The organism is Streptococcus sp. A69, assembly GCF_058556195.1.
The window spans coordinates 592,722-607,582 of the sequence record NZ_JBZUJU010000001.1 but is presented as its reverse complement, the minus strand read 5'-3'; the positions used below and the strand labels follow the sequence as shown (position 1 = coordinate 607,582).

At 40.4% G+C, this 14,861-nt stretch carries 17 protein-coding genes; 16 read left to right on the top strand and 1 reads right to left on the bottom strand.

What is annotated here, in order from left to right; all coding sequences use genetic code 11:
• Positions 1 to 9 precede the first annotated feature (9 nt).
• Positions 10 to 558, bottom strand: coding sequence for an NAD(P)H-dependent oxidoreductase (locus AC4ME5_RS03120; protein WP_491799869.1), 549 nt, complete (start codon positions 556 to 558; stop codon positions 10 to 12).
• A gap of 248 nt (positions 559 to 806) precedes the next feature.
• Between AC4ME5_RS03120 and AC4ME5_RS03115 the strand changes: the two genes are divergently transcribed.
• The 16 genes from AC4ME5_RS03115 to AC4ME5_RS03040 all read left to right on the top strand — a co-directional run bounded on the left by AC4ME5_RS03115 (position 807) and on the right by AC4ME5_RS03040 (position 14,810).
• On the top strand, positions 807 to 1,283 hold the full coding sequence (locus AC4ME5_RS03115; RefSeq protein ID WP_213952179.1) for a cell wall elongation regulator TseB-like domain-containing protein: 477 nt from the start codon (positions 807 to 809) through the stop codon (positions 1,281 to 1,283).
• A gap of 9 nt (positions 1,284 to 1,292) precedes the next feature.
• On the top strand, positions 1,293 to 2,471 hold the full coding sequence (locus tag AC4ME5_RS03110; protein ID WP_220107179.1) for a pyridoxal phosphate-dependent aminotransferase: 1,179 nt from the start codon (positions 1,293 to 1,295) through the stop codon (positions 2,469 to 2,471).
• 152 nt (positions 2,472 to 2,623) lie between these two features.
• Positions 2,624 to 3,967: an asparagine--tRNA ligase gene (asnS, locus tag AC4ME5_RS03105; protein ID WP_491799867.1), complete on the top strand. Its 1,344-nt coding sequence runs from the start codon at positions 2,624 to 2,626 to the stop codon at positions 3,965 to 3,967.
• A gap of 148 nt (positions 3,968 to 4,115) precedes the next feature.
• On the top strand, positions 4,116 to 4,406 hold the full coding sequence (gene rpsF, locus AC4ME5_RS03100; protein WP_002896497.1) for a 30S ribosomal protein S6: 291 nt from the start codon (positions 4,116 to 4,118) through the stop codon (positions 4,404 to 4,406).
• An 11-nt stretch (positions 4,407 to 4,417) separates the two neighbouring features.
• Positions 4,418 to 4,888, top strand: coding sequence for a single-stranded DNA-binding protein (locus AC4ME5_RS03095; RefSeq protein ID WP_491799864.1), 471 nt, complete (start codon positions 4,418 to 4,420; stop codon positions 4,886 to 4,888).
• Between the two features lie 31 nt (positions 4,889 to 4,919).
• Positions 4,920 to 5,159: a 30S ribosomal protein S18 gene (rpsR, locus tag AC4ME5_RS03090; protein WP_000068664.1), complete on the top strand. Its 240-nt coding sequence runs from the start codon at positions 4,920 to 4,922 to the stop codon at positions 5,157 to 5,159.
• A gap of 229 nt (positions 5,160 to 5,388) precedes the next feature.
• Complete coding sequence (locus tag AC4ME5_RS03085) at positions 5,389 to 5,898, top strand: GNAT family N-acetyltransferase (RefSeq protein ID WP_491799849.1); 510 nt, start codon at positions 5,389 to 5,391, stop codon at positions 5,896 to 5,898.
• 431 nt (positions 5,899 to 6,329) lie between these two features.
• Entirely contained in the window at positions 6,330 to 7,487 is a 1,158-nt protein-coding gene (gene wecB / locus AC4ME5_RS03080; RefSeq protein WP_491799848.1) for a non-hydrolyzing UDP-N-acetylglucosamine 2-epimerase, read from the top strand.
• Positions 7,484 to 8,263: a hypothetical protein gene (locus AC4ME5_RS03075; protein ID WP_491799846.1), complete on the top strand. Its 780-nt coding sequence runs from the start codon at positions 7,484 to 7,486 to the stop codon at positions 8,261 to 8,263. The genes wecB and AC4ME5_RS03075 overlap by 4 nt, the downstream gene beginning before the upstream one ends.
• Before the next feature lie 142 nt (positions 8,264 to 8,405).
• On the top strand, positions 8,406 to 9,716 hold the full coding sequence (locus AC4ME5_RS03070; protein WP_458624101.1) for a glycosyltransferase family 2 protein: 1,311 nt from the start codon (positions 8,406 to 8,408) through the stop codon (positions 9,714 to 9,716).
• 8 nt (positions 9,717 to 9,724) lie between these two features.
• Positions 9,725 to 10,828, top strand: coding sequence for a family 8 glycosyl hydrolase (locus AC4ME5_RS03065; protein ID WP_195216775.1), 1,104 nt, complete (start codon positions 9,725 to 9,727; stop codon positions 10,826 to 10,828).
• A gap of 122 nt (positions 10,829 to 10,950) precedes the next feature.
• Complete coding sequence (locus tag AC4ME5_RS03060) at positions 10,951 to 12,351, top strand: bifunctional Cof-type HAD-IIB family hydrolase/peptidylprolyl isomerase (RefSeq protein ID WP_491799843.1); 1,401 nt, start codon at positions 10,951 to 10,953, stop codon at positions 12,349 to 12,351.
• Position 12,352: 1 nt separating this feature from the next.
• Positions 12,353 to 12,712, top strand: coding sequence for a S1 RNA-binding domain-containing protein (locus tag AC4ME5_RS03055; protein WP_000689618.1), 360 nt, complete (start codon positions 12,353 to 12,355; stop codon positions 12,710 to 12,712).
• Between the two features lie 53 nt (positions 12,713 to 12,765).
• Positions 12,766 to 13,515 (top strand): tRNA1(Val) (adenine(37)-N6)-methyltransferase, encoded by a 750-nt coding sequence (locus tag AC4ME5_RS03050; protein WP_491799841.1) that lies wholly within the window; start codon positions 12,766 to 12,768, stop codon positions 13,513 to 13,515.
• Positions 13,505 to 13,789 (top strand): GIY-YIG nuclease family protein, encoded by a 285-nt coding sequence (locus AC4ME5_RS03045; RefSeq protein WP_485645194.1) that lies wholly within the window; start codon positions 13,505 to 13,507, stop codon positions 13,787 to 13,789. The genes AC4ME5_RS03050 and AC4ME5_RS03045 overlap by 11 nt, the downstream gene beginning before the upstream one ends.
• Positions 13,790 to 13,874: 85 nt before the next feature.
• The gene (locus tag AC4ME5_RS03040; protein WP_491799839.1) at positions 13,875 to 14,810 is read left to right on the top strand and encodes a manganese-dependent inorganic pyrophosphatase; all 936 of its coding nucleotides are present in this window, start codon (positions 13,875 to 13,877) and stop codon (positions 14,808 to 14,810) included.
• The last annotated feature ends 51 nt before the right edge of the window (positions 14,811 to 14,861 follow it).

The following is a 14,861-nucleotide window of genomic DNA, read 5'->3' as shown; positions in this document are numbered from 1 at the left end:
TTTGCTGGATTAGTTGATGGCTGCAAGAAGGTTGTCAGCTTGTTTTTCAAGTGATGAAGCAGTTGCTTCTTCTAACACCAATTTTCCGTCTGCCCAAGCAGAGTCATTGACACGAGCGGCAGTAAAGTCACCAACGACTTGTGTGCGGATAAATGGCAAGAGGTCTTTATAAATCGCAAAGAGTTGTTCGTGACCGGCATTGGCTACAGATGAGACAGTAACAAACTTGTCTTGGAGGGCAGAAGCACCACGTGTATCAGACAAATCAATGGCACGAGAGAGCCAGTCAAGCAAGTTTTTCACTGTTCCAGGGATAGAGAAGTTGTAGACTGGAGAGAAGATCCAGATTGCATCCGCAGCAAGGACTGCTTCACGAGCAGCAGCTACAGCTGGATGAGTTGGAACTTCCAAATCTTGGCTGAAGAGAGGAACAGCTGAGTAATCAAGATAGCTAACTTCCACTTTGCCAGCAAGTGCTTTCTCAGCTTCGAGGGCCATTTGGTGGTTGAAAGAACCTTGGCGTAATGAACCGACGATAAATAGTACTTTTTTAGACATGACGTGTCTCCTTTAGTTTAAAATTCAAAGAGTGAACTCTTTTGTCACCATCTATGTTACAACAAATAATACTAATTAGCAATAAATGTGCTCAGCTAAGTTTACTTGTTAGGGGTGGAAAAACTTAGTTCTGAGAAAACAGTATTTGATAGACAGGCAGATATTGTATTTAATTTCAAAGGGAAAATAATCTCGGAATGTTCCTGTCTTCACTTGTAATAAAGGAGGAGAGATGGTAAAATAGACGAGTGAAACTAAGACAGAAAAAAGCAAAAAATAAGCTACTTATACAATATGGAATCGGCATTTCTCTGGTACTGCTAGTCATGACGACTTCCTTTCTTTATCTGATATCACTCAGCATGAAACCCTATCAAGATGCTAGGGTTGAAGGAGAAAAACTGGCCAAGCAGTATGCAGAATTGGAAAAGGCAGATCAGGTTGATTTTTATAATGGACTAGAAGGTTATTACAGCGTTTTAGGACATAATAAAAAGCAAGAGGCCATTGCAGTACTGATTGAAAAGAATGACCACAAAATTTATGTCTATCAGCTAGATAAGGGGATTTCTCAAGACAAGGCGGCAACGATTTCGAGGGAAAAAGGAGCTAGCGACATTGACAAGATTACTTTTGGTCGTTATCAGGACAAGCCGATTTGGGAAGTTAAGTCAGGAAACCAGTACTATCTGGTCGACTTTGAAACTGGAGCATTGATCCAATAAGGAGGACATATGAAACTATCCAAACGTGTACTAGAAATGGAAGAAAGCGTCACTCTAGCCAGTGATGCAAGAGCCAAAGCTTTAAAAGCTCAGGGAAAAGATGTTCTTTTCTTAACCTTGGGACAGCCTGATTTTCATACTCCTGAAAATATTCAGGATGCGGCGGTGGAAGCGATTCGTGATGGCCGTGCTTCCTTTTATACAGTTGCTTCAGGTCTACCAGACTTAAAGGCTGCGGTTAATACCTATTTTGAACGCTACTATGGCTATTCCGTAGCAGCCAACGAGGTTACCTTTGCCACAGGTGCTAAGTTCTCTCTCTATACCTTTTTTATGGCTGTGGTCAATCCAGGTGATGAGGTCATCATCCCTACACCATACTGGGTCAGTTATGGAGACCAAGTCAAGATGGCAGAAGGTGTGCCAGTCTTTGTCCAAGCCAAGGAAGACAATCACTTTAAGGTGACAGTCGAGCAGCTAGAAGCGGCCCGAACAGATAAGACAAAGGTCTTGGTTCTCAATTCGCCATCTAATCCGACCGGTATGATCTACTCTCGTGAGGAACTCTTGGCTATCGGAAATTGGGCTGTTGTGCATGATGTCCTTATCCTAGCAGATGATATTTATGGTCGTTTGGTTTATAACGGGAACGAATTTGTTCCAATCTCTAGTCTGTCAGAAGCCATTCGCAAGCAAACCATCGTGATTAACGGTGTATCTAAGGCTTATGCCATGACTGGTTGGCGGGTAGGTTATGCTGTGGGAAATCCTGAGATTATTGCTGCCATGAGCAAGCTAACAGGACAAACAACCTCAAACCTAACTGCTGTATCACAATATGCTACCATTGAAGCCCTAACTGGACCACAAGACTCTGTCGAAATCATGCGCCAAGCATTTGAGGAACGTTTGAATACCATTTATCCTCTCTTGTGCCAAGTGCCAGGATTTGAAGTTGTCAAGCCACAAGGAGCCTTCTATCTCTTCCCAAATGTTAAAAAAGCGATGGAGATGAAGGGCTATACCAATGTGACGGACTTTACAACGGCTATTCTTGAGGAAGTCGGTCTTGCCTTGATTACAGGAGCAGGATTCGGAGCTCCAGAAAATGTCCGTCTCAGCTATGCAACAGACTTGGATACATTAAAAGAAGCTATTCGTCGCTTGCATCAATTTATGGAAAAATAAAACTTAGAATCTTCGCCTTTTTAGCGAAGATTTTTTGTAACGAAAATCTCGCGATTTTTCTTTAGTAGAACCTAGATATCGCAGCCCATTTATGGTAAAATAATGGGTAATGACGTCTTCGGACAAGTTAAACGAAAAAAGGAAGATAGATTATGACAAAACGTGTAACAATTATCGATGTAAAAGACTACGTTGGTCAAGAAGTGACCATTGGAGCCTGGGTTGCCAACAAATCAGGAAAAGGAAAAATTGCCTTCTTGCAATTGCGTGATGGAACTGCCTTCTTCCAAGGTGTAGCCTTTAAACCAAACTTTATTGAAAAATTTGGTGAAGAGGTAGGTCTTGAAAAATTTGACACCATCAAACGCTTGAGCCAAGAAACTTCTGTTTATGTGACAGGAATTGTCAAAGAAGACGAACGTTCTAAGTTTGGCTATGAGTTGGATATTACAGACATCGAAGTGATTGGTGAATCTCAAGACTACCCAATCACACCAAAAGAACACGGAACAGACTTCTTGATGGACAACCGTCACTTGTGGCTCCGCTCTCGTAAGCAAGTGGCTGTTATGCAAATCCGTAACGCTATTATCTATGCGACTTATGAGTTTTTCGACAAGAACGGTTTCATGAAATTTGATAGTCCAATTCTTTCAGGAAATGCGGCAGAGGATTCAACTGAACTCTTTGAAACTGACTATTTCGGAACCCCGGCCTACTTGAGCCAATCAGGTCAGCTTTATCTTGAAGCGGGTGCTATGGCCCTTGGTCGTGTCTTTGACTTTGGTCCAGTATTCCGTGCTGAAAAATCAAAAACACGCCGTCACTTGACTGAGTTCTGGATGATGGACGCAGAGTACTCATACTTGACACACGATGAGTCCCTTGACTTGCAAGAAGCTTATGTGAAAGCCCTTCTTCAAGGTGTACTTGACCGTGCTCCCCAAGCCTTGGAAACTTTGGAACGTGATACGGAGCTTTTGAAACGCTACATTGCAGAGCCATTCAAACGCATCACTTACGATCAAGCCATTGACCTCTTGCAAGAGCATGAAAATGATGCTGATGCAGACTACGAGCATTTGGAACATGGAGATGACTTCGGTTCACCGCATGAAACATGGATTTCAAACCACTTTGGTGTACCAACCTTCGTTATCAACTACCCAGCAGCTATCAAGGCCTTCTACATGAAACCAGTTCCTGGTAACCCAGATCGTGTGCTTTGTGCAGATTTGCTTGCACCAGAAGGTTACGGAGAAATCATCGGTGGTTCTATGCGTGAGGAAGACTATGATGCCCTTGTCGCTAAGATGGAAGAACTTGGTATGGATCGTACAGAATACGAATTCTACCTTGACCTTCGTAAATACGGTACAGTACCACACGGTGGATTTGGTATCGGTATTGAACGTATGGTCACTTTCGCAGCAGGAACCAAACACATCCGTGAAGCTATTCCATTCCCACGTATGTTGCACCGTATCAAACCATAAACTAGCAAAAAGAAGATAATTTCATCTTCTTTTTTCACTTTTATCTTGCTATCTATCAGTTTTTCTAGTATAATGGTTTATTGTGAGCGAACCTCACTTACCCCTTGCAAAGACTGGGGGTCATTAGACCAAAAGGAGGAACATATCAATGGCTAAATACGAAATTCTTTATATCATTCGTCCAAACATTGAAGAAGAAGCGAAAAACGCTTTGGTAGCACGTTTTGACTCTATCTTGACTGACAACGGTGCAACTGTTGTTGAATCAAAAGATTGGGAAAAACGTCGTCTTGCATACGAAATCCAAGATTTCCGCGAAGGACTTTACCACATCGTTAACGTTGAAGCAAACGACGACGCAGCTCTTAAAGAGTTTGACCGTCTTTCAAAAATCAACGCTGACATTCTTCGTCACATGATCGTCAAACTTGACGCGTAAGAAGGTAGATTATGATTAACAATGTTGTACTTGTAGGGCGTATGACACGTGACGCTGAGTTGCGTTATACTTCATCAAATGTAGCAGTTGCGACTTTTACTCTTGCAGTAAACCGTACATTTAAGAGTCAAAATGGCGAACGTGAGGCTGATTTCATCAATGTCGTTATGTGGCGTCAACAGGCTGAAAATCTTGCTAACTGGGCTAAAAAAGGCTCTCTTATCGGGATTACAGGTCGTATCCAGACTCGTAGTTACGATAACCAGCAAGGACAACGTGTTTACGTAACAGAAGTCGTGGCGGATAATTTCCAAATGTTGGAAAGCCGCGGAGTGCGTGAAGGACATTCAAGTGGCGCTTATTCTGCACCAACTGCTGGTCAATCAGCACCTGCAAACCCAGTACCAGACTTTTCACGTTCTGAAAATCCATTTGGAGCAACCAATCCATTGGACATTTCAGATGATGATTTACCATTCTAATGGACAATTAATACTATAAAGGAGAAAAAACATGGCTCAACAACGTCGTGGCGGATTCAAACGCCGTAAAAAAGTTGATTACATCGCAGCAAACAAAATTGAATATGTTGATTACAAAGATACTGAGCTTCTTAGCCGTTTCGTTTCAGAACGTGGGAAAATTCTTCCTCGTCGTGTAACTGGAACTTCAGCTAAAAACCAACGTAAAGTAACAACAGCTATCAAACGCGCTCGCGTAATGGCTTTGATGCCTTTCGTAAACGAAGATTAAAAAAGAGGTCCGGTGGACCTCTTTTTCATAAGCTTTGAAATGAGAAGGCGAGTTGAGGTCCAGTGGACCTCTTTTTCATGAGCTTGAAAACAAGAAAGTGAATTAAGACCCGAGTGGGTCTTTTTTTCAGCCCTCGGTTGGACAGAGCTCCTTTTTTCTTACTAGGTTATTTCTTTTAATTTTTATTATCGTGCTATAATAGTAGGAGAAAGCTTTAAAGGAGCAACTTATGAAGACGACTTGTTCAATTAGAAAAATGCAAGAATCTGACATTAAAGATCTCTCTCGAGGATTTACTAGCCAAGGTTGGCCAAGTAGAGAGGAGATTTTAACTCGATATTTTAAGGAGCAGAAAAATGGGGAGAGAGAGGTATTAGTTGCAGAGATTGATGGTGTTGTAGCGGGCTACATTACTATTTTACCCGATGCTAAGCAGGGGCCCTTTGCTAGAATGGCTCCAGAACTTTCAGATTTCAATGTCTTTGAACCCTTTCAAAATCAAGGTATTGGCAATCTCTTGCTGGAAGAAGCAGAAAAACGAGTAAAGCTTTTTTCGGACAAAGTGACGTTGGGTGTAGGTTTGCACTCAGACTATGGACCTGCCCAGAGATTGTACATCAAACGTGGCTATATTCCAGATGGTACGGGAGTTTGGTATCAGAACTATCAACCGGCCATAAATGCAGTTTGTGAAGATATCGGTGACCTTGTTTTATATCTGTCAAAAGATTTGATTTAAGATAGATCTTATAAGGTTTAACTTTAAAATAGCAAGAAGTCGTAAATCCCTTTTTCATTAGAGAGGGATTTTTTCGTATTAGAAAAAGAGATATATTCTATGAAACGCTAAAATATAATTATCTGAATTATTAAGAAAAAATAAATATTTAGATAATGGTAAGTTTTAGAATGTTTAAAAAATACTTCACTCAAAAAAATTTTAAGGAAACTTTAAGGTATAAGGTTTACAAGCTATAAATCACAGCGTTACAAAAAATATTACGATTATTTAAAATTAAATTAAATGCAATAATATACTTGGAAAAATTTGACATATAAATTAATTAGCGGTAAAATAATTAAGATAATCAAATTAATTGATTTGCGCAATAATTCGATATAAAGATTAATCTGATGTGTCAAATTTTATTATAGTAGAAGGATACCATAATGAAGAAATTGAAAGTGATGGTTGTTTTTGGAACACGACCAGAAGCTATTAAAATGGCCCCTTTAGTGTTAGAATTGCAAAAACATAGTGATAGTATTGAGACGATTACAGTTGTGACAGCTCAGCATCGTCAAATGCTAGATCAAGTTCTTGAAACGTTTAGCATCGAGCCACATTATGACCTGGATATTATGGGGAAAAATCAATCCCTCTTAGATATTACTGGAAAAATTTTAGAAAAGTTTGATCCAGTTGTTAAGCAAGAACTTCCAGATATAATTCTTGTTCATGGAGATACAACAACAACTTTTGTAGCAAGTTTAGTTGCTTTCTATAATCAGGTACGTATCGGCCACGTTGAAGCTGGTCTGAGGACCTTTGATAAGTATTCTCCTTTCCCAGAGGAAATGAATCGTCAGATGACTGATAACCTAGCGGATCTCTATTTTGCTCCAACTAGTGAGAGTAAAGAAAATCTCCTCAAGGAAAATCACCCTGAGTCTGCTATTGTCATTACGGGGAATACAGCCATTGATGCCTTGAAACTAACCGTTCAATCGGATTACTATCATGAAGTTCTAGATCAATTGGATCCAGATAAGAAACTTGTATTGGTAACCATGCATCGTCGTGAGAATCAAGGTCATCCAATGAGAAATGTCTTTGCAGCTTTACGTGAGATGGTCGATCTTCATCAGGAAATTGAAGTTGTTTATCCTGTTCACCTTAGCCCTGCTGTGCAAGAAGCAGCAAAGGATATTCTAGCTGGTCATGAGCGCATTCACTTGATTGAGCCTTTAGATGTACTTGATTTTCATAATTTGGCTTCAAGAAGTGATTTTATCATGACTGACTCTGGAGGTGTTCAGGAAGAGGCGCCTTCTCTCGGCAAACCTGTCCTTGTTCTTCGTGACACGACGGAACGTCCAGAAGGTGTTCGTGCAGGAACCTTGAAACTAGTTGGTACGGATCCAGTACGTGTCAAAGATGCTATGGCAGAACTCTTAACAGATGAAACTCTTTATAGAAAAATGTCTCAGGCACCAAATCCTTATGGAGATGGAAGAGCCTCTGAACGAATCGTACAATCCATTCAACAGTACTTTGGGGGAGCGACTTCTGTATCTGAATTCAAAGGGGGAAATAAGAAAAAATGAAAAATTGGAGTCGATTTAAAAACTGGCTTATGGCTTTGCTTGCTTGTGAGGTCATTCTTTTGGTACTTTGTTTTTTGTATGCTCGATCAATCATTTTAGAACAAATCTTGTTTTTAGCTTTAGCCTTGTTTGCAGTGTTGGTATTATCTGACCTTTTGCTTACTTGGACCCTTATCTTAGCATTTGGTTTTGGACTTATCGTTTTGGTTGCGGGTGTGGTTTATATCCCAATCATTCAACTGATCTTCTTATTAATCAGTTTTCCACTTTTGATTGGGATTCTACTTAAAGTTCGTTATTATTTCTTCAAGGTAGCTTCAAAGGTCCAAGAACAGGAAGATGAAGCTCGAGCAGATTACCAGGCTATGGTAACTGCACAAAGTGATGTGACGGTTCAATCTCTATTGATTCATTGGGCACATGAAGATTTGTTCTTCCAGATTAAACCGAAAGAACATAATCTGATGCTCAGTCGCATTCAAGAGGTAATTTCTCAGGAATTGAGTTACAACGATAAACTCTATTACGTTTCAGATGGGAATTTTCTTGTTTTATCTAATAGTAGTCAAGATTCTTTGAAGCAACTCTATTTGAATGGTTTGCAGGAGAAACTGAGCAGTTTAGTTTTTCATGGAGAAGATGGAAACCAAGGAATTCAATTCCAAACAGGTTACCTTATGATTAACTCTAAGAATAGAAGTAAATTTAAAGACTACTCTGATGTTGCTAGTCATCTCAAACGTCAATTAGAGACAGATGTAATTGTAGAATATTAAGAGGGAAACATGACTCTAACCAATATATTTTTTGGCATTGCTTTGGGACTCAGTCTTACCTTTGGCATTTGTTTTGTCATATTATTTATTGCATACAGTATTCTTTACCATCGAGTGAACAAAAATTTTAAGGCGGTGAATCATGATTAGTCAAATGTTAATGATTTTTACCTTGCTTACAATTTGGATTTCTCTAGCTTGGGGCTTGGTAATTCTCTTTTCAGCTGTTCACTTTTGGTTTAAACATAGTGATTTTCGTGTGGATACCTCGCCACTACCTTATTACCCTAAGGTTACCATTGTTGTTCCTGCTCATAATGAGGATGTGGTTATTGCCCAGACGGCAAAAGCTATCTTGGATATGAATTACCCTCACGATCGTGTGGAGTTGCTTCTATTTGCGGATAACTGTTCGGACAACACCTATGCAGAGTGTTTGTCTGTACAAGCTCTGCCTGAATATGCAGGAAGAAATCTGACTATTATCGACCGTACTGGTACGGGAGGAAAAGCAGGCGTTCTAAACGATGCCTTAGAGATGGCAACGGGTGAATATATCTGTGTTTATGATGCAGATGCCATGCCTGAAAAAAATGCCCTTTATTTCCTTGTCAAAGAAGTGATAAAGGACCCAGAACGCCACGTGGCATCTTTCGGTCGCAACAAGACTCGAAATGCCAATCAAAATTTTTTGACTCGTTGTATCAACCAAGAAATCGTTGTTACCCAGCGGGTGCACCATGTTGGGATGTGGCATCTCTTTAAAATTGGTCGTATCCCAGGAACCAACTTTATCATTCAAACCGACTTTGTAAAGAGTATCGGTGGTTGGAAAAATGGTGCCTTGACTGAGGATACCGATATTTCTTTTAAAATCATGCAGAGTGGTAAATTGATCGCCCTTGCTTATAACTCAGAGGCTTTCCAACAAGAACCTGAAACCTTAAAGAGTTACTATATGCAACGAAAACGTTGGGCTAAAGGAAACTACGAAGTTGTTCTCTCAAATTTTAAGCATTTATTTGGCAGAGCAAACTGGCGCGTTAAACTAGAAGTCTTTAACTATTCTTGTGTTTTCTTTTGGTTTAACTTTGCCATTGTCCTATCGGATTTGATTTTCCTAGCGAATGTGCTAGCAATCTGTCTTAATCTTTTCTTCCCAGATGTCAGAATTCCATTTGCTTTTGATGCGGATAATATCTACATCGCCCAGCTCATGCTCTTCAACTGGATTCTCATGATTGGTCTCTATTTGATGCAAATTATGACGGCATTAGCAAGTCAGTTTGGACAAGCGACGACAAAACAAATCTGGTTAGCCTTGGTAGCCTATTTCTCTTACGCACAGATGTTTATCGTTGTATCCATTGATTCCATTTCTTCAATCGTGCTGGACAAAGTACTCCGCCGAAAAGAAACTAAGTGGGTTAAAACCAAGCGATTTGCAGGATAGGAGGATTTATGAAAACGAATAAAATAAAATATGTATGGTTTGTGCTCATCCTTTCTATCTTTTGTTTAACCTTGTTTTTGGCAAGAGGAAGGAGTAAAGTCGAGATGCGCAATCGTATTTACCGCCAATGGAGTCAACAGTTTCTTGTTACAAAAGACGATCAGTCTTATGTTCGTACGACGAGTGATTCGGAGGGAACAACAGTTTTATCTGAAGCCCAAAGTTACGGCATGCTCATAACGGTTTTAGCAGCCCAAAAAGGGCAAGCAACACAAGCAAATTTTGATAGCCTTTATCGCTATTACCAAAATCATCGTATCGAGGGAACGCAGTTGATGTCTTGGAAGCAAGTTCTCAAAAATGAGAGTGAAACGGTTGAGAAGCAAAACGCAACTGATGGAGATCTCTACATCGCTTATTCTTTGATTGAAGCTGCCAAACAGTGGCCAGATAAGGCGCAGGAATACCAAGAGCAAGCTAAAAAAATCTTAGAAGATATTCTTCGATACAATTACAATGAAGAGACAGGTGTTTTAACAGTAGGAAACTGGGCAAACAAGGATTCCGATTATTATTACTTGATGCGGACGTCTGATACTCTTCCTCACTATTTCCAGTCTTTCTACGACCTGACTGGAAACAAACAGTGGCTAGATGTTAAGGATAAGATGCTTGGGCAATTGGAGCAAATCAGTTCTCATTCGGATACGGGTCTCTTGCCAGACTTTATCTGGGCTGAGAAGTCAGGCGCGCGTCTTGTTGATGCCAACACAATCGAGTCTCAATACGATGGAGCGTATTCTTATAATGCTTGTCGTTTGCCTTATCACTTGTCTCAAAGTCAAGATGAAAGAAGTCAAAAAGTCGTTCAAAAGATGATGAATTTCTTTATGAAAGAGCGACGCGTTTATGCTGGTTATGACATGAATGGAACTGCCCTCAATCAATACCAGGCAGGTAGTTTTTTGGCCCCTATTACCTATGCGTCTGACAAGGGAGAAGGTTATCTGAAACTTCTTCAGCAAAATAAATACATTTTTACACAAGATTTACCTTTGGACAACTACTATGATGCAACGATGATTACCATGATTGCTCTAGAGATGTTCTAGGATGAGAAGAGAGGGCTAGTTTTACTGGCTCTCTTTTTGATAGGATTTTCATCTTTTTTCAAAAAAGGAATTTCATCAGCTTTATGGTATAATGGAAAGAGTGATGGAAAAGAGGTAGAGAGATGGATGCGAAATTAAAATATAAGGCAAAGAAGATTAAAATCATCTTTTTTGATATTGATGATACCCTGCGTACGTCAAAGACAGGTTTTATTCCAGCTACAATTCCCACTGTCTTTAAGCAGTTGCGTGAAAAAGGAATTTTAACAGGTATTGCTTCTGGGCGTGGTATTTTCGGTGTCGTTCCAGAGATTCGTGAGCTCAAGCCTGACTTTTTTGTAACCCTAAATGGGGCTTATATCGAAGATAAAAAAGGTCAGGTCATTTATCAGCATCAGATTGACAAGTCAGATGTTGAGGAGTATATCTCTTGGACTAAGCGAGAGGGAATTGAATATGGCTTGGTTGGCAGTCATGACGCCAAGCTCTCTACTCGAACAGAACTGATCAGTGAGGCTATTGATCCGATTTATCCGAACTTGGATGTGGATCCTGACTTCCATGAAAAAGCAGATATATACCAGATGTGGACCTTTGAAGATAAAGGGGATGGTTTGCACTTACCAGAGTCTTTATCAGATAAACTTCGCATGGTGCGTTGGCATGAACATTCATCTGATATCGTTCCGATTTCAGGATCCAAAGCAACTGGTGTAGCCAAGGTTGTAGAACATCTAGGCTTGAAACCAGAGAATGTTATGGTCTTTGGGGACGGTCTCAATGACTTGGAACTCTTTGATTATGCTGGAATCAGCGTTGCTATGGGTGTTTCCCATGATAAAATCAAAGAAAAAGCAGATTATATTACAAAAACAGTAGAAGAAGATGGCATTTTTGATGCCTTAGAAGGATTTGGTATGGTAGAAAAAGAATTGCATTTCCCACAGGTAGACATTGAAACAGTAGAAGGTCCGTTGGCGACTATTAAGACAAATTACGGAGACTTGCGTATCAAGCTCTTCCCTGAACAGGCTCCCAAAACAGTAGCCAACTTTGTTGCTCTGTCAAAAGACGGTTACTATGATGGTGTGATTTTCCACCGCATTATCAAGGACTTTATGATCCAAGGTGGAGACCCAACTGGTACTGGTATGGGCGGAGAGTCCATTTATGGTCAAGCTTTTGAAGATGAATTTTCAGAAGAACTTTACAATATCCGTGGTGCTCTTTCTATGGCCAATGCTGGTCCAAATACCAATGGTAGCCAGTTCTTTATCGTCCAAAATCAACACTTGCCATACTCTAAGAAAGAGATTGCGCGTGGTGGTTGGCCTGAACCAATCGCTGAGATCTACGCAGAACAAGGTGGAACTCCTCACCTTGACCGTCGCCATACTGTTTTTGGGCAATTGGTAGATGCAGAATCGTTTGCGGTCTTGGATGCCATTGCAGCTGTTGAGACTGGTGCAATGGATAAGCCAGTTGAAGATGTGGTAATTGAAACGATTGAAATTGAGGACTAGAATGAAAATTGGTGATAAGCTAACTGGGCGTATTACAGGAATTCAGCCCTATGGTGCCTTTGTTGAGTTAGAGACAGGGGTGACAGGGCTGATTCACATCTCGGAGATTCGGACGGGATTTATTGAAAATATCTATGACATTTTAAAGATTGGCGATGAAGTCCAAGTTCAGGTAGTGGATTTTGACGAATACACTGGGAAGGCTAGTCTTTCCATACGTACCTTGGAAGAGGAAAAACATCAATTGCCAAGACGCAGACGTTTTTCAAATGATCGGATCAAGCACGGTTTTGCACCACTTGCTCGAATGATGCCTGTTTGGACGCGTGAGGCATTAGAGCATTTAAAGAAGAAGCCATAAATACGATCATCTAAATTATTTGTGCTATTAACATAATTTGATATAATGAAAGTATGAAAGAAGAACAATTATTAAAATCAGGAGAGCGAATCAACCAGCTCTTTTCGACAGATATCAAGATCATTCAAAATAGAGAAGTGTTCAGCTATTCGGTGGATAGTGTTCTCTTATCACGCTTTCCTCGCTTCCCTAAAAATGGCTTAATTGTGGATTTTTGTGCTGGCAATGGTGCAGTAGGACTTTTTGCAAGTAGTCGTACCAAGGCAAAAATTCTTTCTGTGGAGATTCAGGAGCGCTTGGCGGATATGGCAGAGCGTTCGGTTCAGTTGAATGGCTTGGAAGAGCAGATGCAGGTTATTTGCGATGATTTGAAAAATATGCCTGCTCGCGTTCAGGGAAGTAAGGTGGACATGATTTTGTGTAATCCGCCTTATTTCAAGGTGGATCCGCATTCTAATCTGAACGAGAGTGAACACTATCTCCTAGCAAGACACGAAATTGCGACTAACCTAGAAGAAATCTGCCGAAGTGCCCAGAGTATTCTCAAGTCTAATGGCCGTTTTGCCATGGTTCACCGTCCAGATAGACTTTTGGATATTCTAGACATGCTTCAACGCCACAATTTGGCACCCAAGCGCCTGCAATTTGTCTATCCTAAACGAGAAAAGGAAGCCAATATGCTTTTAATCGAAGCTATCAAAGATGGATCTATTAGTGGCTTCAAGGTCTTGCCACCGCTCATTGTTCACAATGATGATGGTTCCTATACGCCAGAAATTCAAGAGATTTACTATGGATCATAAGGCCTATATGTATGTGGTGGAGTGCCGTGACGGTTCTTACTATACTGGTTATACGACAGACGTTAAGAAACGCCTTACCGTTCATAATAGTGGTAAGGGAGCCAAGTATACCCGAGCTCGATTACCTGTCAAACTTATCTATGTAGAGGCTTTTGCTAGCAAGGAAGAAGCCATGTCTGCAGAGGCTCTCCTCAAACGTAAGAAAAGACCCCAGAAAGAACGATTTTTATCCGAAAATCAAGAAAAAAATCTAGTTAACGATATTGATGTCTAATGAGGAGTCCTTTGACTCCTCTTACTTTTGTCAAAAGAAGAAAAAAGTGCTAAAATAAGATGAATAAATTTAAAGAGGTATTATCATGTCTAAGATTCTAGTATTTGGTCACCAAAATCCAGACTCAGATGCCATCGGGTCATCTGTAGCCTTTGCTTATCTTGCAAAAGAGGCTTATGGATTGGACACAGAAGCAGTAGCACTTGGAACTCCTAATGAAGAAACAGCCTTCGTTTTGAACTATTTTGGTGTAGAAGCACCACGCGTCATCACATCTGCTAAAGCAGAAAGTGCAGAACAAGTCATCTTGACTGACCACAATGAATTCCAACAATCAGTGTCAGATATCGCTGAAGTAGAAGTTTACGGTGTTGTAGACCACCATCGTGTAGCTAACTTTGAAACTGCAAGCCCACTCTACATGCGTTTGGAACCAGTTGGATCAGCTTCATCTATCGTTTACCGCATGTTCAAAGAACACGGTGTAGCAGTTCCTAAAGAAATCGCAGGTTTGATGCTTTCAGGTTTGATTTCAGATACTCTTCTTTTGAAATCACCAACAACTCACCCATCTGATAAAGTCATTGCTCCTGAATTGGCTGAATTGGCTGGTGTCAACTTAGAAGAGTACGGTCTTGCTATGCTGAAGGCTGGTACCAACTTGGCAAGCAAATCTGCTGAAGAATTGATTGACATCGATGCTAAGACCTTTGAACTCAACGGAAATAAGGTTCGTGTTGCTCAAGTGAACACAGTTGATATTGCTGAAGTCTTGGAACGCCAAGCAGAAATTGAAGCTGCTATGCAAGCTGCCAACGCAGCAAATGGCTACTCAGATTTTGTTTTGATGATTACAGACATCGTCAACTCAAACTCAGAAATCCTTGCTCTTGGATCAAACATGGACAAGGTCGAAACAGCTTTCAACTTCAAACTTGAAAACAACCACGCTTTCCTTCCAGGTGCCGTTTCACGTAAGAAACAAGTGGTGCCTCAGTTGACAGAAAGCTTTAATGGCTAATAGTTGGAGTGATAATTGAAATGAGGAAACGTTAGTTTCCTTATAGCTAAA

Coding starts and splice junctions, on each gene's coding strand:
- AC4ME5_RS03120 (WP_491799869.1), bottom strand. CDS start 558: ATGTCTAAAAAAGTACTATTTATCGTCGGTTCATTACGCCAAGGTTCT.
- AC4ME5_RS03110 (WP_220107179.1), top strand. CDS start 1,293: ATGAAACTATCCAAACGTGTACTAGAAATGGAAGAAAGCGTCACTCTA.
- asnS (WP_491799867.1), top strand. CDS start 2,624: ATGACAAAACGTGTAACAATTATCGATGTAAAAGACTACGTTGGTCAA.
- rpsF (WP_002896497.1), top strand. CDS start 4,116: ATGGCTAAATACGAAATTCTTTATATCATTCGTCCAAACATTGAAGAA.
- AC4ME5_RS03095 (WP_491799864.1), top strand. CDS start 4,418: ATGATTAACAATGTTGTACTTGTAGGGCGTATGACACGTGACGCTGAG.
- rpsR (WP_000068664.1), top strand. CDS start 4,920: ATGGCTCAACAACGTCGTGGCGGATTCAAACGCCGTAAAAAAGTTGAT.
- AC4ME5_RS03085 (WP_491799849.1), top strand. CDS start 5,389: ATGAAGACGACTTGTTCAATTAGAAAAATGCAAGAATCTGACATTAAA.
- wecB (WP_491799848.1), top strand. CDS start 6,330: ATGAAGAAATTGAAAGTGATGGTTGTTTTTGGAACACGACCAGAAGCT.
- AC4ME5_RS03075 (WP_491799846.1), top strand. CDS start 7,484: ATGAAAAATTGGAGTCGATTTAAAAACTGGCTTATGGCTTTGCTTGCT.
- AC4ME5_RS03070 (WP_458624101.1), top strand. CDS start 8,406: ATGATTAGTCAAATGTTAATGATTTTTACCTTGCTTACAATTTGGATT.
- AC4ME5_RS03065 (WP_195216775.1), top strand. CDS start 9,725: ATGAAAACGAATAAAATAAAATATGTATGGTTTGTGCTCATCCTTTCT.
- AC4ME5_RS03060 (WP_491799843.1), top strand. CDS start 10,951: ATGGATGCGAAATTAAAATATAAGGCAAAGAAGATTAAAATCATCTTT.
- AC4ME5_RS03055 (WP_000689618.1), top strand. CDS start 12,353: ATGAAAATTGGTGATAAGCTAACTGGGCGTATTACAGGAATTCAGCCC.
- AC4ME5_RS03050 (WP_491799841.1), top strand. CDS start 12,766: ATGAAAGAAGAACAATTATTAAAATCAGGAGAGCGAATCAACCAGCTC.
- AC4ME5_RS03045 (WP_485645194.1), top strand. CDS start 13,505: ATGGATCATAAGGCCTATATGTATGTGGTGGAGTGCCGTGACGGTTCT.
- AC4ME5_RS03040 (WP_491799839.1), top strand. CDS start 13,875: ATGTCTAAGATTCTAGTATTTGGTCACCAAAATCCAGACTCAGATGCC.